This window comes from Oerskovia flava (genome assembly GCF_026163685.1).
Taxonomy (GTDB): Bacteria; Actinomycetota; Actinomycetes; order Actinomycetales; family Cellulomonadaceae; genus Oerskovia_A; species Oerskovia_A flava.
This window is the reverse complement of the sequence record NZ_JAOXSR010000002.1, coordinates 281,093-303,305: the sequence shown is the minus strand read 5'-3', so window position 1 is coordinate 303,305 and position 22,213 is coordinate 281,093. Positions and strand designations below refer to the sequence as shown.

Genomic DNA, 22,213 nt, shown 5'->3' with positions numbered 1-22,213 from the left:
GGGGTCGTGGCGTGGGAGGATGGCGACCATGCTTCGTTGGTTGACGTCAGGTGAGTCGCACGGTCAGGCGTTGGTAGGAATCCTGGAGGGTCTGCCCGCGGGTGTGGAGCTGGTGACCTCGGACGTGCAGGCCGCGCTCGCGCGCCGCCGTCTCGGGTACGGCCGAGGCTCGCGCATGAAGTTCGAGCAGGACGAGGTCCGGGTCCTCGGCGGGCTGCGCCACGGCGTCACGCAGGGTGGGCCGCTCGCGATCGAGATCGGCAACACCGAGTGGCCCAAGTGGGTCGACGTCATGTCGTCCGACCCGGTGGCACCCGAGGCGCTGATGGTCGACGCCGGCACCGGCGACGTCCGGGAGATCGCCCGCAACCGCCCGCTCACCCGGCCCCGGCCCGGCCACGCCGACCTCGTCGGGATGCGCAAGTACGGCTTCGACGACGCCCGGCCGGTGCTGGAGCGCGCCTCCGCCCGCGAGACCGCGACCAGGGTCGCGCTCGGGACGGCCGCCGCCCGCTTCCTGGAGCAGGCGCTCGGTGTGCGGCTCGTGTCCCACGTCGTCGCGATCGGCCCGGTCGAGGTGCCCGACGACGCCGCGGCGCCGTCGCCCGGTGATCTCAGCACGCTCGACGCGGACCCGGTGCGCTGCTTCGACGCGGCGACCTCGGCCGCCATGGTCGCCGAGATCGACGACTGCCAGAAGGCCGGCGACACGCTCGGTGGTGTGGTCGAGGTCCTCGCCTACGGCGTCCCGTCGGGGATCGGGACCTACGTGCACGGCGACCGGCGCCTGGACGCGCGGCTCGCCGCCGCGCTCATGGGCATCCAGGCGATCAAGGGCGTCGAGGTCGGGGACGGGTTCCGAACCGCACGCCGTCGCGGTTCGCAGGCGCACGACGAGATCGAGCGAGGCCCGGACGGGCGCCTGCGCCGGCTGAGCAACCGTGCCGGTGGCATCGAGGGCGGGATGTCCAACGGCGAGACCGTGCGCGTCCGCGCGGCGATGAAGCCCATCTCCACCGTGCCGCGCGCGCTCGCCACGGTCGACCTCGCGACGGGAGAGGCGGCCAAGGCCCAGCACCAGCGCTCGGACGTGTGCGCGGTGCCGCCGGCGGCGGTCGTCGCCGAGGCGATGGTCGCGCTCGTGCTCGCCGAGGTCGCGCTCGAGAAGTTCGGCGGCGACTCGGTCGCCGAGGTACGGCGCAACGCGCAGGCCTATCTCGACGCCGTCCCCGAGCCGCTGCGCTGAACGCCGTGACAGCACCCCACGCACGGGCCGTACAGCCCGCCGCCGTGCTCGTCGGCCCTCCCGGCTGTGGCAAGTCGACCGTCGGGCGCCTGCTCGCCGGTCGCCTGGGGCTGCGAGCCCGCGACACCGACACCGACGTCGAGACCACCGCGGGCAAGTCCGTCGCCGACATCTTCCTCGAGGACGGTGAGCCCGTGTTCCGTGCCCTCGAGCGCGAGGCCGTCACCACCGCGCTCGCGGTGCACGACGGCGTCCTCGCCCTGGGCGGTGGCGCCGTGCTCGACGAGTACACGCAGGCCGCCCTCGAGGCGTACGCGGCCGCGGGCGGGCAGGTCGTCTTCCTCGACGTGTCCCTCGCGCACGCCGCACCGCGCGTCGGTTTCAACCAGTCGCGCCCGCTGCTCGTGGGCAACCCCCGTGCGCGGTGGCAGGCCCTCATGACCGAGCGCCGGCCCGTGTACGAGCGGCTCGCGACGCTCCGCGTCCTCACCGACGCCCGCACCCCCGGCCAGGTCGCGGACGAGATCGCCCGAGCGCTCGCCCCCGCGCCCGGCGCGGAGCAGGCACCGGACCCGACGACAGCCGACGACCACCCCAGGAGCACCGAGTGACCAGCGAGGCCCCCGTCCCCACCCCCGCCGTCCGGGTGACCGTCGCGGGCGACGCGCCCTACGACGTCGTGATCGGACGCCACCTGCTCGGCGAGCTGCCCGGCCTCCTCGGCACCGGCACCCGGCGGGTGCTCGTCGTGCACCCCGCCGCGCTCGCCGCGACGGCCGACACCGTCCGCGCCGATCTCCTCGAGGTGGGCTACGAGACCTACCTCGCGGAGGTGCCCGACGCCGAGGAGTCGAAGTCGGCACAGGTCGCCGCCTTCCTGTGGCAGGTGCTGGGACAGGCGGACTTCACCCGCAGCGACGCGATCGTCGCCGTCGGCGGCGGCGCGACGACCGACCTCGCGGGGTTCGTCGCGGCCACGTGGCTGCGGGGGATCACTGTCGTGCACGTACCCACGACGCTCCTCGCCATGGTCGACGCCGCCGTGGGCGGCAAGACGGGCATCAACACCGCCGAGGGCAAGAACCTCGTCGGGGCCTTCCACCCGCCCGCCGGGGTGCTGTGCGACGTCGCCGCGCTCGAGTCGCTCGGCCGCTGGGACTTCGTCGCCGGGCTCGCCGAGGTCGTCAAGACCGGCTTCATCGCCGACCCCCGGATCCTCGAGCTGGTCGAGGAGCACGCGCACGCGCTGTCCGAGTGGGGCCAGACCCCCACGACCGACGAGACCTGGGCCGTGGTCGCCGAGCTCATCGAACGGTCGGTCGCGGTCAAGGCCCGCGTCGTGGGGGAGGACCTCAAGGAGTCCGGCCTGCGCGAGATCCTCAACTACGGGCACACCCTCGGCCACGCGGTCGAGCTCGTGGAACGCTACGCGTGGCGCCATGGCGCCGCGGTCTCCGTCGGCATGGTCTTCGCCGCCGAGCTCGCACGCCTCGCGGGCCGCCTCGACGACGACGTCGTGGACCGCCACCGCGCGATCCTCACCTCGCTCGGCCTGCCGGTCGGGTACCGCGGCGACCGCTGGGAGCAGCTGCTGTCCGCCATGCGCCGCGACAAGAAGTCCCGCGGGGACCTGCTCCGGTTCGTCATCCTCGACGCCGTGGGCAAGCCGTCCCGTCTCGAGGGCCCCGACCCGACGCTGCTCGCCGCGGCCTACGCCGAGATCAGCAAGGAACCCCCCGCAGGGCGCGGCCCGGTCGCGTTGTGAGACACCCGGGCGCACGGCCCGTCGTCCTCTAGGCTCGGGCCCATGACACGCGTGCTGATCCTCAACGGGCCCAACCTCGGACGCCTCGGAGTCCGCGAGCCCGAGGTCTACGGCTCCGCCTCCTACACCGACCTCGTCGCGGCCGGCGAGCGCTGGGGCGCGGAGCTCGGCCTCGAGGTGCAGGTGCGTCAGACGGACGACGAGGCCGAGATCGTCGGCTGGCTGCACGGCGCCGTCGACGACGGCGCCCACGTCGTCCTCAACCCCGCGGCCTTCACGCACTACTCCTACGCCCTGCGGGACGCCGCCGCCCAGGTCACCACCGCCGGGCTCCTGCTCCTCGAGGTCCACCTGAGCAACCCCGCGGCACGCGAGGAGTTCCGCCACCACTCCGTCGTGGGCGCCGTGGCGACCGGCACGATCGCCGGGTTCGGCTTCGACTCCTACCGGCTCGCGCTCTCGGCGCTCGCGGTACGGCTCGTGCAGAGCGCCTGAGCGGGTCAGCGCTCGAAGGATCAACCTCAGGAATGTGATCTGACATGATCAACTGCTCGGGGTTGATGGATTGTCATCCACCCTCTACGGTTGATCCATGTTCGTGCTGACGGTGGACCAGCAGTCGAGCACGGGACGGGCCGACCTCGTGCCGAGCCTTCTCGCGGACCTCGCGGCGCACCTCGACGGTGCGCCAGGTGTCGCGCTGGGGTTCGAGCGCACGGTCGGCGACGAGGTCCAGGGAGTGCTCGGCGACGCCGCGACCACGGTCGACGTCGTGCTCGCTCTCGTGCGCCGGGGCGGGTGGAGCATCGGGCTCGGCCTCGGCCCCGTGAGCACCCCGCTCCCTGCGACGTCGCGCGAGGCTACGGGCGCAGCGTTCGTGCACGCGCGCGCCGCCGTCGATCAGGCCAAGGGGCGGGGGAGCGCGGTGCCGCTGGCCGTCGTCGGCCCGTCGGCCGGGGTGGCCGCGGAGGTCGAGGCGCTGCTCCAGCTCCTGGGTGCGACCGTCCAGCGGCGGACCGAGCGCGCGTGGCAGGTCATCGACGCGCTCGCGCGTGCGGGTGGCGTGCAGAAGGACGTGGCCGCAGAGCTCGGGATCAGCGCGCAGGCCGTGAGCCGGTCGCTGCGTACGAGTCTCTGGCACGAGGAGGCGGCCGTGCGGCCACTCGTGGCGAGACTGCTCCATGAGGCGGACGAGACGGACGAGGGCGACGGATGAGCGAGGCGTGCAGATGAGCGAGGCGGACGAGAGGAACGAGGTGCGCCGGTGAGCGGCACGGAGGAAGGTCTGGTCACGGTCGGCGTCTGGGTCGTCGCGCTCCTGGTGAGCGTGCTCGGCGGCCTGCTCGTCACACCCGGCGTGCTGCGCCTGGCCGCGCGCGAGTCCGAGCCCACCGACCCTCCCATGACGAACGCCGCAGGCGCTCCCATGCCGCCGGTCCCGCCCCCGCCGGTCGGCGGCCCGATGGGCACCGCCGCCGTCAAGGCGCTGCGGGGCGGCACCTGGATCGGGGTCCTCGAGCGGCTCGCCATCACCCTCTGCCTGCTGGCCGGCTACCCCGCAGGGATCGCCTTCGTCGTCGCGATCAAGGGCCTCGGACGCTACCCGGAGCTGCGCGAGCACCCCGTCGCGTCCGAGCGGTTCGTCATCGGCACGCTGTCCTCGATGGTCTGGGCCGCGGGCGTCGGGATGGGCGGCGCGGCCCTGCTGGCCGTCCTCCGCTAGACTAGGGCGGGCTTTTCGCGGGTGTTCCCCGGGTCGCAGAGCCGTGGGCGCGCCGGCACCGGTCGACGAGGCCGCGAGCGAGGCGCGACGACGACCCAGGACGACCCGCGAGGCCCTCACCGACCCGCCGACAGGAAGATCGAACGTGGCAACCACCAACGACATCAAGAACGGCACCGTGCTGAAGCTCGACGGTCAGCTCTGGACCGTGATCGAGTTCCAGCACGTCAAGCCCGGCAAGGGTGGTGCGTTCGTCCGGACCAAGATCAAGAACGTCCTGTCCGGCAAGACGGTCGACAAGACCTTCAACGCAGGCCTGAAGATCGAGACCGCGAGCGTCGACCGTCGCGACATGCAGTACCTGTACAAGGACGGCGACGACTTCGTCTTCATGGACACCGCCACGTACGACCAGCTGAACGTCTCGGCAGCCACCGTCGGCGACGCGGCCGACTACATGCTCGAGAGCCAGACGGCGATCGTCGCGACCAACGAGGGCGTGCCGCTCTACATCGAGCTCCCCTCCTCCGTCGTGCTGGAGATCACCTACACCGAGCCCGGCCTCCAGGGCGACCGCTCCACGGGCGGGACCAAGCCCGCGACGCTCGAGACCGGCGCGCAGATCCAGGTGCCGCTCTTCCTCGAGCAGGGCACCAAGGTCAAGGTCGACACCCGCGACGGCTCCTACCTGGGGCGCGTGAACGACTGACGTGGGTGCTCGTACCAAGGCGCGCAAGCGCGCCCTCGACGTCCTCTTCGAGGCGGAGCAGCGTCACCGGGACCCGGTGCGGCTCCTCGCCGAGCGGGTCGTCGACTCCGGTGTCGCGCAGTCGCCCCTGCCGCAGTACTCGGTCGAGATCGTCGAGGGTGTCGTCGAGCACGGAGAGCGCATCGACGAGCTGCTCGAGACCTACTCGCAGGGGTGGACCCTTGACCGCATGCCCGCGGTGGACCGAGGCCTCCTGCGCATCGGCAGCTGGGAGATCCTCTACAACGACGACGTCCCCGACGCCGTCGCGGTCGACGAGGCCGTCGACCTCGCCCGCGAGCTGTCGACCGACGACTCCCCGTCGTTCGTCAACGGGCTCCTCGGCCGCATCCTCGACATGAAACCGACGCTGCTGGCGTGACGCCCCCGGCGCCGCCGTCCGCACCCCGGACGGCGGCGTCGGTGCGCACCGACGGGCGGTAGTGTGTGCCCTGTCCGACATCCTTTAAGGCCCGTCCGGTGAGGCGGGGAAGGAGGTCGCCAGATGAACTCTGGCCCTGCTGTGCCCAACGATCTGCCCAACGATCTGCCCCCCGAGATCGAGACCGTCGTCCTCGGTGACACGGAGATCGCCCGAGCGCTGACCCGCATCGCCCACGAGATCGTGGAGCGGAACAAGGGAGCGCACGAGCTCGTCCTCCTCGGCATCCCGACCCGCGGCGTCCCGCTGGCCGTGCGGCTCGCGGAGCGGCTCGCCACGATCGAACCGGGACTCGTCCCCGCCGACGTCGTCGGAGAGCTCGACGTGACGATGTACCGGGACGACCTCTACAAGCACCCCACGCGCACCATCGGTGCGACCCGGCTGCCCGCCGGCGGCATCGACGGCAAGGTCGTCGTGCTCGTGGACGACGTGCTCTACTCCGGCCGCACCATCCGCGCCGCGCTCGACGCGATCAGCGACCTGGGCCGGCCCCGCGCGGTCCAGCTCGCGGCGCTGGTCGACCGCGGGCACCGCGAGCTCCCCATCCGCCCGGACTTCGTCGGCAAGAACCTGCCGACGTCGCAGTCGGAGCGTGTGCGCGTGCGGCTGGCCGAGGTCGACGACGCCACCGACTCCGTGGTCATCGAGCAGGGGGTGGACCGATGAGGCACCTGCTGTCCACCCAGGACCTGGCGCGCACCGACGCGATCCGCATCCTCGACACGGCCGCCCAGATGTCCGCGACGCAGTCCCGGGAGATCAAGAAGCTCCCGACGCTGCGCGGCCGCACGGTCGTCAACCTGTTCTTCGAGGACTCCACCCGCACCCGGATCTCGTTCGAGACGGCGGCCAAGCGGCTGTCGGCCGACGTCATCAACTTCTCGGCGAAGGGATCGAGCGTCTCGAAGGGCGAGTCCCTCAAGGACACCGCCCTCACCCTGCAGGCCATGGGCGCCGACGCGGTCGTGATCCGCCACCAGGCGTCCGGCGCTCCCTACACGCTCGCGACGTCGGGCTGGGTCGAGGCGGCCGTGGTCAACGCCGGCGACGGGATGCACCAGCACCCGACGCAGGCGCTGCTCGACGCCTACACGCTGCGCCGGCACCTGTCGGGGACGGCGTTGAGCGCGCCGGGCGCGTCGGGGCCCGACGACGTGGCCGCCCTGGGCGCGGACCTCGCCGGGCGACGGGTCGCCGTCGTCGGGGACGTGCTGCACTCCCGCGTGGCGCGCTCGAACGTCCACCTGCTGCACACGCTCGGCGCCGAGGTCACGCTCGTCGCGCCGCCGACCCTGCTGCCGGTCGGTGTCGAGGCCTGGCCGTGCCGGGTCGCCTACCACCTGGACGAGACCCTGCGCGACTGGTCGCCCGATGCCGTGATGATGCTCCGCGTGCAGCGCGAACGCATGAGCGGCGCCGGCACCGGCGGGGGCGCGTTCTTCCCCAACCCGCTCGAGTACACCCGCAAGTACGGCCTCGACGCGCGCCGCCTGCGCCTGCTCGCCGAGCACGCGGTCGTCCTGCACCCCGGACCCATGAACCGCGGGCTGGAGATCTCCGCGGAGGCGGCGGACTCGCCGCGCGCGGTGATCGTCGAGCAGGTCGCGAACGGCGTGGCCGTGCGCATGGCCGTCCTCTACCTCCTCCTCGCGGGGGACACGTCCGGCGACCGGACGGACCCCGCCCCCACGACCGAAAGGGTCCGAGTCCCGTGAGCGCCGACACCACCCCAGCCACTGCCGCCGGCACCTACGTGCTCCGTGGCGCCCGCCCGCTGGGCGGCGAGCCCGTCGACCTCGTCCTCGACGGCGGTGTGATCGCCCAGGTGGTCGCCGTCGGCACGGCGGACGTCGACGGCGCGGTCGTCGTCGACGCTCAGGGTCTCGTCGCCCTGCCCGGCCTCGTGGACCTGCACACCCACCTGCGCGAGCCCGGTCGTGAGGACGCCGAGACGATCTCTTCGGGCACGCGCGCCGCGGCGGCGGGAGGGTTCACCGCCGTGCACGCCATGGCGAACACGACACCCGTCGCCGACACCGCCGGTGTCGTCGAGCAGGTCTGGCGCATCGGGCGGGACGCCGGCTGGGTCGACGTCCACCCGGTGGGCGCGGTGTCGGTGGGCCTCGACGGCACGCAGCTCGCCGAGCTCGGTGCCATGGCGGACTCGGCCGCGCGCGTGCGGGTCTTCTCCGACGACGGCAAGTGCGTGGCGGACCCGATCCTCATGCGTCGTGCGCTCGAGTACGTCAAGGCGTTCGACGGCGTCGTGGCCCAGCACGCGCAGGAGCCGCGCCTGACCGAGGGTGCCCAGATGAACGAGGGCGTCGTCTCGGCCGAGCTCGGCCTCCCGGGCTGGCCCGCGGTCGCCGAGGAGGCGATCATCGCGCGCGACGTCCTGCTCGCGGAGCACGTCGGCTCCCGCCTGCACGTGTGCCACCTGTCGACGGCCGGCTCGGTGGAGATCGTGCGCTGGGCCAAGGGCCGGGGGATCGACGTGACCGCCGAGGTCACCCCCCACCACCTGATCCTCACCGACGACCTCGCCCGCCAGTACGACCCGGTGTTCAAGGTCAACCCGCCGCTGCGCACGGCCCGCGACGTCGAGGCGGTCCGCGAGGGCCTGGCCGACGGCACCATCGACATCGTCGCGACGGACCACGCGCCGCACACCCGCGAGGACAAGGACTGCGAGTGGGCCGCGGCCGCGTTCGGCATGACCGGCCTCGAGACGGCGCTGAGCATCGTCCAGCAGACGATGGTCGACACGGGCCGGATGACGTGGGCCGACGTGGCGCGGGTGCTGTCCGCCGCCCCCGCGCGCATCGGGCGCATCGACACCGGCGAGCGTGCCCACGGCCGTCCGCTCGAGGTCGGTGAGCCGGCGAACGTCACGCTCGTCGACCCGGCGGCCCGCCGCGTCGTGGACGGTGCGGTGCAGGTCACGTCGAGCACGAACACGCCGTTCCAGGGGTACGAGCTGCCCGGCCGCGTCGTCGCGACGTTCCTGCGGGGCACCGCGACGGTGCTCGACGGCGCGCCCGTCGAGAAGGAGTGAGGCGTCGATGAACCTCCCGCTCCCCGTCGCGGTCGGCATCTGGGTCGTCGTCGGCCTGCTGCTGCTCGTCGTCGTCCTCACCGGGCGCCGCCGCCTCGCCACCCGCACGTCCGCCGTCGTGCCCCCGCCCCTCGCGGTCCCGGCCGCGCCGGGCGAGGTCCTCGCCGGCCCGTTCGACGCCGTCTACGTCTCGAGCACTCTCGCGGGCGACTGGCTCGCGCGGGTGGGCGCGCACGGGCTGGGGGACCGCTCCGCCGCGGCGGTCACCGTGCACGAGCAGGGAGTGGTCGTGGCGCGCCGCGGCGCCCCCGACCTCTTCGTCCCGGCCGCCGCCGTCACGGCGGCGGGCACCGCGCCCGGCATGGCCGGCAAGTACGTCGGCAAGGACGGGCTCGTCGTCATCACCTGGACCGCGCCCGCCTCTGCCGTGGACGCGCCCGTCGCGCTCGACACAGGGCTGCGCACGCTGCGCGCCGCCGACCGGGCCCCGCTGCTGGCGGCCGTCCGCACCCTCGTCGCCCCGGCGGCACCCGAGACCTCCGGTCCGGACCCCGACCCGTCCGGCACACCCGGCACCGACCCGAAGGAACCGCTGTGAGCACCTCGACCATCATCCGGCCCGGTGAGACCCTCACCGACCAGACCGCGGTCCTCGTCCTCGAGGACGGCACGGTCTTCACGGGCCGCGCCTACGGCGCCAGGGGCGCCACGTTCGGCGAGATCGTCTTCAACACCGGCATGACCGGCTACCAGGAGACCCTCACCGACCCCTCCTACCACCAGCAGATCGTCGTCATGACGGCGCCGCACATCGGCAACACCGGCGTGAACGACGAGGACCGCGAGTCCCGCCGCGTCTGGGTGAGCGGTTTCGTCGTGCGCGACCCCGCGCGGCGGGCGTCGAACTGGCGCTCGGAGCGCTCGCTCGACGACGAGCTCGTAGCGCAGGACGTCGTCGGGATCAGCGGCATCGACACGCGTGCGCTGACCCGGCACCTGCGCGAGCTCGGCGTCATGCGCGCGGGGATCTTCTCGGGCGACGCGCTGACGCGCGGCGGCTACCCGCGGCCCGTGGCCGAGCTCACGGCCGAGGTGGCCGGCTCGCCGGCCATGGCCGGTGCGCACCTCGCCAGCTCCGTGACGGTGGACGAGGCCTACACGGTCGACCCCGTCGAGGGTGCGGGCACGCCGGACGGACCGGTCGCGACCGTCGTCGCGGTCGACCTCGGCATCAAGTCGATGACCCCGCAGCGGCTCGCCGAGCGGGGGGTGCGGGTGCACGTGGTGCCCGCCACCACGACCATCGACGAGATCGTCGCCCTCGCCCCGGACGGTGTGTTCTTCTCCAACGGCCCCGGCGACCCGTCGGCGGCGGAGACGGAGGTCGCGCTGCTGCGCGACGTGCTGGACCGTCGCATCCCGTTCTTCGGGATCTGCTTCGGCAACCAGATCCTCGGTCGCGCCCTGGGCTACGGCACGTACAAGCTGGCCTACGGCCACCGGGGCATCAACCAGCCGGTGCTCGACCGCACGACCGGCAAGGTCGAGGTCACGGCGCACAACCACGGGTTCGCCGTCGACGCGCCGCTCGAGGGTGCCTCGGTCGCCCCGCACGACGCCGGCCGCTACGGCCGCGTCGAGGTCTCGCACGTCGGCCTCAACGACCAGGTGGTCGAGGGCCTGACCTGCCTCGACCTGCCCGCCTTCTCGGTGCAGTACCACCCCGAGGCCGCGGCCGGTCCCCACGACGCCGCCTACCTCTTCGACCGTTTCGTCGACCTCATGACCACACCGTCCGCCGCGCTGCCCACCGCCGCCGACGCGCACAAGGAGAACTGACCCGTGCCTCGCAGAACCGACATCTCCAGCGTCCTGGTCATCGGGTCCGGACCGATCGTCATCGGCCAGGCGTGCGAGTTCGACTACTCGGGGACGCAGGCGTGCCGCGTCCTCAAGGAGGAGGGCCTGCGGGTCGTCCTCGTGAACTCGAACCCCGCGACGATCATGACGGACCCCGAGTTCGCCGACGCGACGTACGTCGAGCCGATCACGACCGAGGTGCTCACCTCGATCATCGCCAAGGAGCGGCCCGACGCGCTGCTGCCGACCCTCGGTGGCCAGACCGCGCTCAACGCGGCCATCGAGCTCGACAAGGCGGGTGTGCTCGCCGAGTACGGCGTCGAGCTCATCGGGGCGAACATCGCCGCGATCGAGAAGGGCGAGGACCGCCAGCAGTTCAAGGACGTCGTCGAGAAGTGCGGCGGGGAGAGCGCGCGCTCGGAGATCATCCACACGGTCGACGAGGCCGTCGACGCCGCGACCCGGCTCGGCTACCCGATGGTGGTGCGCCCGTCGTTCACCATGGGCGGCCTCGGCTCGGGCATCGCGTATGACGAGGCGGACCTGCACCGCATCGTCGGGTCGGGCCTGCACTACTCGCCGACCACCGAGGTGCTCCTCGAGGAGTCGATCCTCGGCTGGAAGGAGTACGAGCTCGAGCTCATGCGCGACAAGAACGACAACGTCGTGGTCGTGTGCTCGATCGAGAACGTCGACCCGGTCGGGGTGCACACCGGTGACTCCGTCACGGTGGCCCCCGCGCTGACGCTCACGGACCGGGAGTACCAGCGCCTGCGCGACATCGGCATCGCGGTCATCCGCGAGGTCGGTGTCGACACCGGCGGCTGCAACATCCAGTACGCGGTGGACCCCGCCACGGGCCGGGTCATCGTCATCGAGATGAACCCGCGGGTGTCGCGCTCGTCCGCGCTGGCGTCGAAGGCCACCGGGTTCCCGATCGCGAAGATCGCGGCGAAGCTCGCCGTGGGCTACACGCTGGACGAGATCCCCAACGACATCACGAAGGTCACGCCGGCGTCGTTCGAGCCGACGCTCGACTACGTGGTCGTCAAGGTGCCGCGGTTCGCGTTCGAGAAGTTCCCGGCCGCCGACCCGACCCTGTCGACGACCATGAAGTCGGTCGGCGAGGCGATGGCGCTCGGGCGCAACTTCACCGAGGCGCTCGGCAAGGCCCTGCGCTCGATCGACAAGGGTGGGTCCGTCTTCCACTGGGACGGCGAGCCCGTGGCGGGCGAGGCGCTGGACGCGCTCCTGACCGAGATCGCGCGCCCCACCGAGGGTCGGCTCGTGGCGACCCAGCAGGCGCTGCGCGCCGGGGCGAGCGTCGAGCAGGTCTTCGAGGCCACGAAGATCGACCCGTGGTTCCTCGACCAGATCCAGCTGATCAACGAGACGGCCGCCGCGGTCGCGGCGGCGCCGGCGCTCACGCGCGACGTGCTGGCCGAGGCCAAGCGGCACGGGCTCTCCGACGCCCAGATCGCGAAGCTGCGCGGCATGGGCGCGGCGGGGGAGTCGACCGTCCGCGAGGTGCGGTACGCCCTGGACGTGCGCCCGGTCTACAAGACCGTCGACACGTGCGCCGCGGAGTTCGCCGCGACCACCCCGTACCACTACTCGTCCTACGACGAGGAGTCCGAGGTCGCGCCGCGCGAGCGGGAGGCCGTGATCATCCTCGGCTCGGGCCCCAACCGCATCGGGCAGGGCATCGAGTTCGACTACTCGTGCGTGCACGCGACGCTCACGCTGCGCGAGCGGTACGAGACGGTGATGGTCAACTGCAACCCGGAGACGGTCTCGACCGACTACGACACGTCCGACCGCCTGTACTTCGAGCCCCTGACCTTCGAGGACGTCCTCGAGGTCTACCGCGCCGAGCTCGCCGCCGGCCCGGTCAAGGGCATCATCGTCCAGCTCGGTGGGCAGACGCCGCTCGGCCTCGCCCAGCGTCTGGCCGACGCCGGTCTGCCGGTCCTGGGCACGAGCCCGGAGGCGATCGACGCGGCGGAGGACCGCGGGGTCTTCGGCCGGGTCCTGGCGGAGGCCGGCCTGCCCGCCCCGGCGTTCGGCACCGCCCGCTCGCTCGGCGAGGCGCTGGACGTCGCCGCCGGGATCGGGTTCCCGGTGCTGGTGCGCCCGTCCTACGTGCTGGGCGGCCGGGGGATGGAGATCGTCTACTCGGCCGACCAGCTCACGGGGTACGTCGAGCGGGCGCTCGAGGCCGCCGCGGCGGACGACCGGACGACGACCGGCTCGTTGCCCGCGCCGCTGCTCATCGACCGCTTCCTCGACGACGCGCTCGAGATCGACGTCGACGCCCTCTACGACGGCACCGAGCTCTACCTCGGCGGCGTGATGGAGCACATCGAGGAGGCCGGCATCCACTCGGGCGACTCCGCGTGCGTGCTGCCGCCCGTGTCGCTCTCGGAGTCGGAGATCGACCGGATCCGCCGCTCCACCGAGGCGCTGGCCAAGGGTGTGGGGGTGCACGGTCTGCTCAACGTGCAGTACGCGCTCGTCTCGGACGTGCTCTACGTCCTGGAGGCGAACCCGCGGGCGTCGCGCACGGTGCCGTTCGTGTCCAAGGCCACGGGGGTGTCCCTGGCGAAGGCCGCGGCCCGCATCATGGTCGGCGACTCGATCGCGGACCTGCGTGCCGAGGGGATCCTGCCCGCGACCGGCGACGGCGGGACGCTCGACCTCGACGCGCCGATCGCCGTGAAGGAGGCGGTCCTGCCCTTCAAGCGCTTCCGTACGGCGGAGGGCCTGGTCGTGGACACCGTGCTCGGCCCGGAGATGCGCTCGACCGGTGAGGTCATGGGCTTCGACCGGGACTTCCCGCGGGCGTTCGCCAAGTCGCAGGCGGCGGCGTTCGGCGGTCTGCCGACGTCGGGCACGGTCTTCGTGTCGGTGGCGGACCGGGACAAGCGCTCGATCGTCTTCCCGATCAAGCGGCTCACCGAGCTCGGCTTCGAGATCCTCGCGACCGCGGGCACCGCGGTGGTGCTGCGCCGCAACGGGATCCCGGCGATGGTGGTGCGCAAGTTCTCCTCCGGCCGTGGGGCCGACGGCGAACCGACGATCGTGGACCTCATCACCGAGGGCCGGGTCGACATGGTGATCAACACCCCGTCGGGCCAGGGCGCCCGCGCGGACGGCTACGAGATCCGGGCGGCCACGACGGCGGCCGACAAGTCGATCGTCACGACCGTGCAGCAGCTCGCCGCGGCCGTCCAGGGCATCGAGGCCGTGCTCGCCGGGCCGTTCGACGTCTGGAGCCTGCAGGAGCACATGGCCGCCGGCGTGGCGCGCACGGCGGCCGGCGCGTGAGCGGCCCGCGCGCGGCGTTCGGTGCCCGCCTCGCGGCGGCGATGGACGACCACGGTCCGCTGTGCGTGGGCATCGACCCGCACCCCGGCCTGCTCGCGTCGTGGGGGCTCCCCGACGACGCGGCGGGGGTGCGTGACTTCGGCCTGCGGGTCGTCGACGCGCTCGGGGGGCAGGTGGCGGCGCTCAAGCCCCAGTCGGCGCTGTTCGAGCGGCACGGGTCCGCCGGGGTCGCGGCGCTGGAGGAGATCCTCGCCGCGGCCCGTGCGGCCGGGCCGTCGGGCACGCTGACGATCGTCGACGCCAAGCGCGGCGACATCGGCTCGACCATGGCGGGCTACGCCGACGCGTACCTGCGCGACGGCTCGCCGCTGGCCGGCGACGCGCTGACGGTCTCGCCGTTCCTCGGCTTCGGCTCGCTGGAGCCCGCTGTGGAGGCCGCGCTGGCCTCGGGTCGCGGGCTGTTCGTGCTGTGCCTGACGTCGAACCCGCAGGGGGCCGAGGTCCAGCACGCGCGCACGGCGGACGGTCGGTCGGTCGCCGCCGTGGTGGCGGCGCAGGCCGCCGTGCTCAACGCGGGGTCGCAGCCGCTCGGCTCGGTCGGCCTGGTGGTCGGCGCGACGATCGGCGACGCCGCGCGCGCAGCGGGCGTCGACCTCGCCGAGGTCAACGGGCCGCTGCTGGCGCCGGGTGTGGGCGCACAGGGCGCCGGGGCGACGGAGCTGACGGAGGTCTTCGGTGGCGGCCGTCGCCAGGTGCTCGCGTCGTCGTCCCGGGGCGTCCTCGGGGCCGGGCCGCTCGCGGGCGACCTGCTGGCCGCGGCTCGTTCCGCGGCCCGGGAGGCGGGCGAGGCACTGCGCGGCTGAGCTCGGAGGTACCGTCACGCTCGGCAACCTCCCGTGACGCGGGGTGATGCAGGGGTGTTGCGTCGGTGATCGTCGGCAGGTCGAGTTCGTACGGTCTTGCCCGTTCGGGCGTGTGAGCGTTGCTCGCACGCCTCCGCCTCGATACGTTCGAGTGGTCGGTGCACCCGGCCCGTCCGGGTCCGCGACCTGCGTCGACACCGAGTGGGCCCATCCCGCCTGAGGACAAGTAGGTGACTTGCGTGGCACTTCCACCCCTGACCCCCGAACAGCGCGCAGCTGCGCTCGAGAAGGCCGCCGAGGCGCGCCGGGCGCGCGCCGAGGTCAAGAACCGGCTGAAGTACTCCCAGGGTTCCCTCGCCGAGGTGATCCGCACCGGGCAGACCGACGACGTGATCGGCAAGCTCAAGGTCGTCTCCTTGCTGGAGTCCCTCCCGGGCGTGGGTAAGGTGAAGGCCCGGGCGATCATGGAAGAGATCGGGATCGCCGAGACACGCCGCGTCCGCGGGCTGGGACCCCACCAGTCGGCGGCGCTCATCGAGAGGTTTGGCTGACATTTCCGCATCACCCGACGTGCCGGGCCGTGTGTCGTCCGGCACGCCCGCACCTGCGCACGCTGCCTCGTCCGAGCGGCCCGATCGTCCGTCCGACCCGCCGGCGCGGCTGACCGTCCTGGCGGGTCCGACGGCTGTCGGCAAGGGCACGGTCTCGGCCGACGTGCGCGAGCGCTACCCGCAGGTGTGGTTGTCCGTCTCGGCGACGACCCGCGACCCCCGTCCGGGTGAGGTCGACGGTGTGCACTACCTGTTCGTGGGGCGCGAGGAGTTCGACCGGATGGTCGCGGCGGGCGAGATGCTCGAGTGGGCGGTGGTCCACGGTCGTAACAGCTACGGCACGCCGCGCCGCGCGGTGGAGGAGAAGCTCGCCGCCGGTGTTCCGGCGCTGCTCGAGATCGACCTGCAGGGCGCCCGCCAGGTCAAGGAGTCCATGCCTGACGCCCGGTTCGTGTTCCTCGCGCCGCCCAGCTGGGAAGAGCTCGAGCGTCGGCTCGTAGGCCGCGGCACGGAAGGTCCCGAGGAGCGCGAGCGGCGCCTGGCGACCGCGCGCGTCGAGCTCGCGGCCGCGCCGGAGTTCGACCACGTCGTCGTCAACGACGAGGTGCGGCGTGCGACCGACGAGCTCGTGCACGTCATGGGACTCGACGTGCAGGCCGCGCCCACGCCGCTCTGAACAGCGCTGACGCCTGCCGACCACGGCTGACTTGCCAGCGCCCCGTAGACTTGATCTCCGGCGCGTGCCTTCGTGCCCGCCACCCGATCGTCACCACTGATCGAGAACCGGCAGCCCCGCTGCACCACCCCTGACTCACGGAGTGAGACTGTGTCTGGAACCATCGCCGCCCCCGAGGGCATCACCGACCCGCCCATCGACGACCTGCTCGAGCGCGCGGACTCGAAGTACGCCCTCGTCATCTACGCGGCCAAGCGGGCCCGCCAGATCAACGCGTACTACTCCCAGCTCAACGAGGGCCTGCTCGAGAACGTGGGCCCGCTCGTCGAGGCACGCAACCAGGAGAAGCCGCTGTCGATCGCGATGCGCGAGATCAACGCGGGTCTGCTGTCGATCGAGAGCAACGAGACCCCCGAGGCCTGAGCAGGCCCGGGCTCGGCACGAGGGAGCGCACGAGCGAATGAGGATCCTCCTCGGCGTCAGCGGGGGAGTGGCGGCGTACAAGGCCGCCCTCCTGCTGCGGATCCTGCGTGAGCAGGGTCATCAGGTCCGGGTGCTGCCCACGGCTGCCGCGCTGCGGTTCGTGGGCGCCCCGACGTGGGAGGCCCTGTCGGGCGAGCCCGTGACGTCGGAGGTGTTCGACGACGTCCCGCACGTCCCGCACGTCGCGCTCGGTCAGGGCGCTGACCTCGTGGTCGTGGCCCCGGCGACGGCCGACCTCCTCGCGCGCGCCGCGACGGGCCGGGCCGACGACCTGCTGACCTCCGCGCTCCTCACGGCGCGGTGCCCGGTCGTCATGGCGCCCGCCATGCACACCGAGATGTGGGAGCACCCGGCAACCCGTGCGAACGTCGCGACGCTGCGCGCGCGGGGGGTGCTCGTCATCGACCCGGACTCCGGTCGCCTCACCGGTGCGGACACGGGGCCGGGCCGTCTCCCGGAGCCGGAGGTCATCGCGCGGGTCGCGCTGGAGGCCGTCGCCCCGCCCGCTCGCCGGCGCGACCTCGAGGGCCGGACCGTCGTCGTCTCGGCCGGGGGGACGCGGGAGCCGATCGATCCGGTGCGGTTCATCACGAACCGGTCCAGCGGGCGCCAGGGCGTCGAGCTGGCCCGCGCCGCCCGGGACCGCGGTGCACGCGTCGTCCTCGTCGCGGCCGACCTGGCCGGCGACGTGGAGACGGACCTGGCGGCCGACGCCACGGGCATCGAGCGGGTCGACGTCGAGACGACCGTGGCGCTGCGCGACGCGGTCCGTGCCGCGGCCACCGCGGCGGACGTCGTCGTCATGGCGGCGGCCGTCTCCGACTTCCGTCCCGCGCACGTCGGCGGCGCGAAGATCAAGAAGGTCCCGGGGCAGGCCCCGGCACCGATCGAGCTGGTGGAGAACCCCGACATCCTCGCCGAGCTCGCGCGCGAGCGCCTGCGCCCGGGCCAGCGGGTCGTGGGTTTCGCCGCCGAGACGGGCGACGCCGCGGGAGACGTGCTGACGCACGGCCGGGCCAAGGCACGTCGCAAGGGCGCGGACCTGCTCGTCATCAACGCCGTCGGTGCGGGCCTCGGCTTCGGCACGCCGGTCAACGACGTGACGATCGTCGACGCGGACGGCGAGACGCTCGTCACGGCCGCGGGCACCAAGCGCGAGGTCGCGGACGCGGTGTGGGACGCGGTCGGCGCCCTCCTGGCCTCGTAGCCCACCGTTGTCTCGCGGACCGGATTCCAGCGATCACCTGGCGAGACAGTAGGCTGGGAGCATGACGGATCTGCGCCTGTTCACCTCGGAGTCGGTGACCGAGGGTCACCCTGACAAGGTCTGCGACCAGATCTCCGACACCATCCTCGACGCGATCCTGGCGCAGGACCCGTCCTCGCGCGTCGCGGTCGAGACGATGGTCACCACGGGCCTCGTGCACGTCGCCGGCGAGGTGACGACGGACGCGTACGTCGAGATCCCGCAGATCGTGCGCGACGTCGTCCGCAGGATCGGCTACACGTCCTCCGCGATCGGGTTTGACGGCGACTCGTGCGGCGTCTCGGTCTCGATCGGGCAGCAGTCGCCCGACATCGCCCAGGGCGTCGACAAGTCGTGGGAGCAGCGGGACGACCTCGCCGGCCCCGGGGTCGTGCGGGATCCGCTCGACGCGCAGGGTGCGGGCGACCAGGGGCTGATGTTCGGGTATGCGAGCGACGACACGCCGACGCTCCTCCCGCTGCCGATCTGGCTGGCGCACCGGCTCGCCGAGCGTCTTGCGCAGGTGCGCAAGGACGGGTCGGTCGCCGGCCTGCGCCCGGACGGCAAGACGCAGGTCACCATCGGCTACGACGGTGACCGGCCCCTGCGCCTGGACACCGTGGTGCTGTCGACGCAGCACGACCCGGACGTCGCGCAGGAGAAGCTGCACCGCCTGATCGCGGAGGAGGTCGTGGCACCTGTTGTCGAAGGGCTCGACCTGGACACGCGCGACGTGCGGCTGCTGGTGAACCCGACCGGGACGTTCGTGATCGGAGGCCCGCAGGGAGACGCCGGTCTGACCGGACGCAAGATCATCGTCGACACCTACGGCGGGATGGCTCGTCACGGCGGCGGCGCGTTCTCGGGCAAGGACCCCTCGAAGGTGGACCGGTCGGCGGCGTACGCCACGCGCTGGGTCGCGAAGAACGTCGTGGCCGCCGGCCTCGCGCGCCGGTGCGAGGTGCAGGTCGCGTACGCGATCGGCAAGGCGCACCCCGTGGGCCTGTACGTGGAGACCTTCGGCACGCACACGGTGCCCGTCGAGCGGATCACCGCCGCCATCAAGGAGGTCTTCGACCTGCGCCCGGCGGCGATCATCCGCGACCTGGACCTGCTGCGACCGATCTACGCGGCCACCGCCGCCTACGGGCACTTCGGGCGCGAGCTGCCCGACTTCACGTGGGAGCGCACCGACCGCGTCGCGGACCTGCAGTCCGCCGTCTGAGGCGTGCGACCGGGCCCGCACCCGTGGGTGGCGTGTGCTGTGCTGGCGCCGTGACGAGAAGGACGCGGTGACGGCGGCGTGAGCACGGACGACCCCCACGCCCCCGCGGAGCAGCCCGCGCTGCCCGGGCTCGACGACCTGCCCCGCGCGCAGCCCCCGCAGCGGGGCGCCACCGGCCGCAGGACGCGCCGACCCGGTGCCGTGCAGATCACCACGCACCTGCCCGTGGCCCGCGTCGCGCTCGACCTGTCGCCGCACCACCTCGACCGCACGTTCGACTACCTCGTCCCCGAGAACGCCGCGGCGGACGCGCTCCCCGGCGTCCGGGTCAAGGTGCGCTTCGGCGCCCAGGACGTCGACGGGTACGTCCTGTCGCGCGAGGCCGACAGCGACCACGACGGGCGGCTCGTGCCGCTGCGCCGGGTGGTCTCCGCCGAGCAGGTCCTCACCCCCGAGGTGATCGCCCTGTGCCGCGCCGTCGCCGACCGGTACGCCGGTACGCTCTCGGACGTCCTGCGCCTGGCCGTCCCGCCGCGCCACGCCCGGGCCGAGACGGTCGCGCCGCTACCCGCGGCCCCTGAGGCAGACCCTGAGGCAGACAGCGGTGTCGGCGGCGAGGCGGGTCCCGCAGCAGGTGCCGAGGCCCCGGACGTGCGGACCCCCCCGCCCGCCGTGCCGCCTGTGCCCGCTGTGCCGAGCGTGCCCCCGCTGCCCGACGTCGCCGCCGGCGCGTGGCGCGACTACCGCGGTGGCGGGGCGTTCCTCGCCCGGCTGACCGCCGGCGACGGGCCCCGCGCCGTGTGGACCGCGCTGCCGGGCGCGGGCGCACCCGGGGTGCAGCACTGGGCGCTCGCGCTCGCCGCCGCCGTGCACGCCACCCTGACCGGAGGGCGGGGCGCGCTCGTCGTCCTGCCCGACGCGCGCGACGTCGACCAGGTCGCCCACGCGCTCGAGCTCGCCGGGCTCCCGCCGTGGAGCACCCGCCACGGCGGGTCGTTCGTGCGCCTGAGCGCCGACGACGGGCCCGCCGCCCGGTACCGCGCCTTCCTCGCCGCCCTGCGCGGCGACGTGCGCGTGGTGATCGGCACGCGCGCCGCCGCGTTCGCGCCCGTGCACGACCTCGGCCTGGTCGCCTGCTGGAACGACGGCGAGGACACCCTCGCCGAGCCCCGCTCCCCGTACCCGCACGCCCGCGACGTGCTCGCCCTGCGCAGCGAGCAGCAGGGCGCCGCCTACCTCCTGGGGTCCGTGAGCCGCACCGTCCAGGCACAGGCGCTCCTCGTCTCCGGCTGGGCGCGCGAGGTCGTCGCCCCCCGTGAGGTCGTCCGTGCCCGCGCCCCGCGCGTGCGCGCCCTGACGTCGGTCGAGCTCGCGTCCGAGGGGGTGGGCGCCACCGCACGGCTGCCCAGCGCGGCCTGGCGCGCCGCCCGCGCCGCGCTCGAGCACGGACCCGTCCTCGTCCAGGTGCCCCGCGCCGGGTACCTGCCCGTCGTCGCCTGCGCCCGCTGCCGCACCCCCGCCCAGTGCACGGCCTGCCACGGGCCGCTGTCCCTGCCCGGACCCGGCGCCCCGCCCCAGTGCACCTGGTGCGGGGCGCTCGCGGGCGGCTGGACGTGCCCCGAGTGCCGCTCGAGCGCGCTGCGCTCGGTCCGGGTGGGCTCCGAGCGCACGGCCGAGGAGCTCGGGCGCGCCTTCCCCGGGGTGCCGGTGCGCGTCTCGGGGGCGAACGCACCCGGCGGGGTGCTCCCGGGGGTGGGCTCCCGTCCGGCCGTGATCGTCGCCACCCCGGGTGCCGAGCCCGTCGCCGAGGGCGGCTACGTCGTCGCCCTCCTCCTGGACGCCGCGGCCAGCACCTCCCACGTCGGGCTCGCCGCCGCCCAGGACGCCCTGCACCGGTGGCTCGTCGCCGCCAGCCTCGTGCGTCCCGCGAGCGACGGCGGCCAGGTGCTGCTCGTCGGCGACGCCGCTCCGGCGCCCACCGGCGCGCTCGTGCGCTGGGACCCCGCCGGCCTCGCCGACCGTGACCTCACCGAGCGCCAGGAGCTCGACCTGCCGCCCGCCGTGCGCGTCGCCGCCGTCACGGGCGACCGGTCCGCCGTCGGCGCCGTCCTTGCCCGCGTCGAGCTCGCCACCCCCGCCACGACGCTCGGACCCGTCGAGGTCCCCGAAGCGCCCCGCAGCCGCAGCGAATCCCTCCAACCCCCCGTGCGCGCCCTCGTGCGCGTCCCCGTCCGCGACGGACAACGCCTGGCACGCGAGCTCTCCGCCTCGCTCGCCGTGCGCTCCGCCCGCCGCGAGGGCGGCACCGTCCGCGTCCAGCTCGACCCCCAGGAGATGCTCTGATGACCGCCCCGATCGACACGGTCCTGTACGACCTCGGCAACGTCCTCGTCGGCTGGGACCCCTACGGCCCCTACACCGGTCGGATGCCCCGCGCCGACGTCGACCGGTTCTTCACCGACGTCGACTTCGCCACCTTCAACCACGCGCAGGACGCCGGGCGCACCTGGGCCGAGGCCCGCGCCCACCTCGCCACCACCCACCCCCAGCACCTGGGTGCCCTCGACGTGTACGTCGAGCACTTCGCCGCCTCCCTCACCGGCCCCGTCCCCGGCTCCGCCGCCCTGGTGCGCGAGCTCGCCGCCCTCGGCATCCGCCTGTACGGGCTGACCAACTGGTCCGCCGAGCTCTTCCACGCCGCCGAGCCCGCCGCCCCCGCCATCGGCCTCCTGCGCGACGTCCTCGTCTCCGGGCGCGTCGGCCTCGCCAAGCCCGACCCCCGCATCTTCACCGCCGCCGTCGAACGCTTCGACCTCGACCCCACCCGCACCCTCTTCGTCGACGACAGCCCCGCCAACGTCACCGCCGCCCGCCAGGTCGGCCTGCACGCCGTGCACTTCACCACCACACCGGCCTTCCGCACCGACCTGCGCGCAGCCGGCGTCCCCGTCACCGACCCACCGGCAGCCTGACCACACCAGGCCCGCCACCTCACCCCAC

22 protein-coding genes are annotated in these 22,213 nt (G+C 73.6%); all 22 read left to right on the top strand.

All coding sequences use genetic code 11. The features are described from left to right. The first annotated feature begins 28 nt into the window (after window positions 1–28). The 22 genes from aroC (at window position 29) to OHL10_RS05940 (ending at window position 22,185) form a co-directional block, all read left to right on the top strand. Window positions 29–1,246, top strand: coding sequence for a chorismate synthase (gene aroC, locus OHL10_RS06045; RefSeq protein WP_265521275.1), 1,218 nt, complete (start codon window positions 29–31; stop codon window positions 1,244–1,246). 5 nt (window positions 1,247–1,251) lie between these two features. Continuing rightward, window positions 1,252–1,857, top strand: a complete 606-nt coding sequence (locus tag OHL10_RS06040; protein ID WP_265521274.1) for a shikimate kinase — start codon at window positions 1,252–1,254, stop codon at window positions 1,855–1,857. Continuing rightward, on the top strand, window positions 1,854–3,011 hold the full coding sequence (aroB, locus tag OHL10_RS06035) for a 3-dehydroquinate synthase (RefSeq protein ID WP_265521273.1): 1,158 nt from the start codon (window positions 1,854–1,856) through the stop codon (window positions 3,009–3,011). Before OHL10_RS06040 ends, aroB begins: the two co-directional genes overlap by 4 nt. A 42-nt stretch (window positions 3,012–3,053) precedes the next feature. After that, entirely contained in the window at window positions 3,054–3,506 is a 453-nt protein-coding gene (locus tag OHL10_RS06030; RefSeq protein ID WP_265521272.1) for a type II 3-dehydroquinate dehydratase, read from the top strand. A gap of 97 nt (window positions 3,507–3,603) precedes the next feature. Then, window positions 3,604–4,227, top strand: coding sequence for a helix-turn-helix domain-containing protein (locus OHL10_RS06025; RefSeq protein WP_265521271.1), 624 nt, complete (start codon window positions 3,604–3,606; stop codon window positions 4,225–4,227). 48 nt (window positions 4,228–4,275) lie between these two features. After that, window positions 4,276–4,734, top strand: coding sequence for a hypothetical protein (locus OHL10_RS06020; protein ID WP_265521270.1), 459 nt, complete (start codon window positions 4,276–4,278; stop codon window positions 4,732–4,734). A gap of 145 nt (window positions 4,735–4,879) precedes the next feature. Further along, the gene (gene efp, locus OHL10_RS06015; RefSeq protein ID WP_265521269.1) at window positions 4,880–5,443 is read left to right on the top strand and encodes an elongation factor P; all 564 of its coding nucleotides are present in this window, start codon (window positions 4,880–4,882) and stop codon (window positions 5,441–5,443) included. Window position 5,444: 1 nt separating this feature from the next. Continuing rightward, window positions 5,445–5,864, top strand: a complete 420-nt coding sequence (gene nusB, locus OHL10_RS06010; RefSeq protein WP_265521268.1) for a transcription antitermination factor NusB — start codon at window positions 5,445–5,447, stop codon at window positions 5,862–5,864. A gap of 123 nt (window positions 5,865–5,987) precedes the next feature. Continuing rightward, window positions 5,988–6,593: a bifunctional pyr operon transcriptional regulator/uracil phosphoribosyltransferase PyrR gene (gene pyrR / locus OHL10_RS06005; protein WP_265521267.1), complete on the top strand. Its 606-nt coding sequence runs from the start codon at window positions 5,988–5,990 to the stop codon at window positions 6,591–6,593. Next, complete coding sequence (locus tag OHL10_RS06000) at window positions 6,590–7,642, top strand: aspartate carbamoyltransferase catalytic subunit (RefSeq protein WP_265521266.1); 1,053 nt, start codon at window positions 6,590–6,592, stop codon at window positions 7,640–7,642. Before pyrR ends, OHL10_RS06000 begins: the two co-directional genes overlap by 4 nt. Continuing rightward, window positions 7,639–8,982 (top strand): dihydroorotase, encoded by a 1,344-nt coding sequence (locus OHL10_RS05995; RefSeq protein ID WP_265521265.1) that lies wholly within the window; start codon window positions 7,639–7,641, stop codon window positions 8,980–8,982. The genes OHL10_RS06000 and OHL10_RS05995 overlap by 4 nt, the downstream gene beginning before the upstream one ends. 7 nt (window positions 8,983–8,989) lie before the next feature. Further along, complete coding sequence (locus tag OHL10_RS05990; RefSeq protein WP_265521264.1) at window positions 8,990–9,580, top strand: PH-like domain-containing protein; 591 nt, start codon at window positions 8,990–8,992, stop codon at window positions 9,578–9,580. After that, on the top strand, window positions 9,577–10,821 hold the full coding sequence (gene carA / locus OHL10_RS05985) for a glutamine-hydrolyzing carbamoyl-phosphate synthase small subunit (RefSeq protein ID WP_265521263.1): 1,245 nt from the start codon (window positions 9,577–9,579) through the stop codon (window positions 10,819–10,821). Before OHL10_RS05990 ends, carA begins: the two co-directional genes overlap by 4 nt. A 3-nt stretch (window positions 10,822–10,824) precedes the next feature. Next, entirely contained in the window at window positions 10,825–14,169 is a 3,345-nt protein-coding gene (gene carB, locus OHL10_RS05980) for a carbamoyl-phosphate synthase large subunit (RefSeq protein ID WP_265521262.1), read from the top strand. After that, a complete protein-coding gene (gene pyrF, locus OHL10_RS05975; RefSeq protein WP_265521261.1) occupies window positions 14,166–15,032 on the top strand; it encodes an orotidine-5'-phosphate decarboxylase in 867 nt (288 codons plus the stop codon). The genes carB and pyrF overlap by 4 nt, the downstream gene beginning before the upstream one ends. Window positions 15,033–15,271: 239 nt before the next feature. Next, complete coding sequence (gene mihF / locus OHL10_RS05970) at window positions 15,272–15,583, top strand: integration host factor, actinobacterial type (RefSeq protein ID WP_265521260.1); 312 nt, start codon at window positions 15,272–15,274, stop codon at window positions 15,581–15,583. A 118-nt stretch (window positions 15,584–15,701) separates the two neighbouring features. Next, a complete protein-coding gene (gene gmk, locus OHL10_RS05965) occupies window positions 15,702–16,259 on the top strand; it encodes a guanylate kinase (RefSeq protein ID WP_425498973.1) in 558 nt (185 codons plus the stop codon). 150 nt (window positions 16,260–16,409) lie between these two features. Continuing rightward, entirely contained in the window at window positions 16,410–16,682 is a 273-nt protein-coding gene (gene rpoZ, locus OHL10_RS05960) for a DNA-directed RNA polymerase subunit omega (protein WP_265521259.1), read from the top strand. A gap of 37 nt (window positions 16,683–16,719) precedes the next feature. Continuing rightward, the gene (gene coaBC / locus OHL10_RS05955) at window positions 16,720–17,949 is read left to right on the top strand and encodes a bifunctional phosphopantothenoylcysteine decarboxylase/phosphopantothenate--cysteine ligase CoaBC (protein WP_265521258.1); all 1,230 of its coding nucleotides are present in this window, start codon (window positions 16,720–16,722) and stop codon (window positions 17,947–17,949) included. A 61-nt stretch (window positions 17,950–18,010) separates the two neighbouring features. Next, window positions 18,011–19,213: a methionine adenosyltransferase gene (gene metK / locus OHL10_RS05950; protein WP_265521257.1), complete on the top strand. Its 1,203-nt coding sequence runs from the start codon at window positions 18,011–18,013 to the stop codon at window positions 19,211–19,213. A 78-nt stretch (window positions 19,214–19,291) separates the two neighbouring features. Further along, on the top strand, window positions 19,292–21,556 hold the full coding sequence (locus OHL10_RS05945; RefSeq protein ID WP_265521256.1) for a primosomal protein N': 2,265 nt from the start codon (window positions 19,292–19,294) through the stop codon (window positions 21,554–21,556). Then, window positions 21,556–22,185, top strand: a complete 630-nt coding sequence (locus OHL10_RS05940; protein ID WP_265521255.1) for an HAD family hydrolase — start codon at window positions 21,556–21,558, stop codon at window positions 22,183–22,185. The genes OHL10_RS05945 and OHL10_RS05940 overlap by 1 nt, the downstream gene beginning before the upstream one ends. Window positions 22,186–22,213 lie beyond the last annotated feature (28 nt).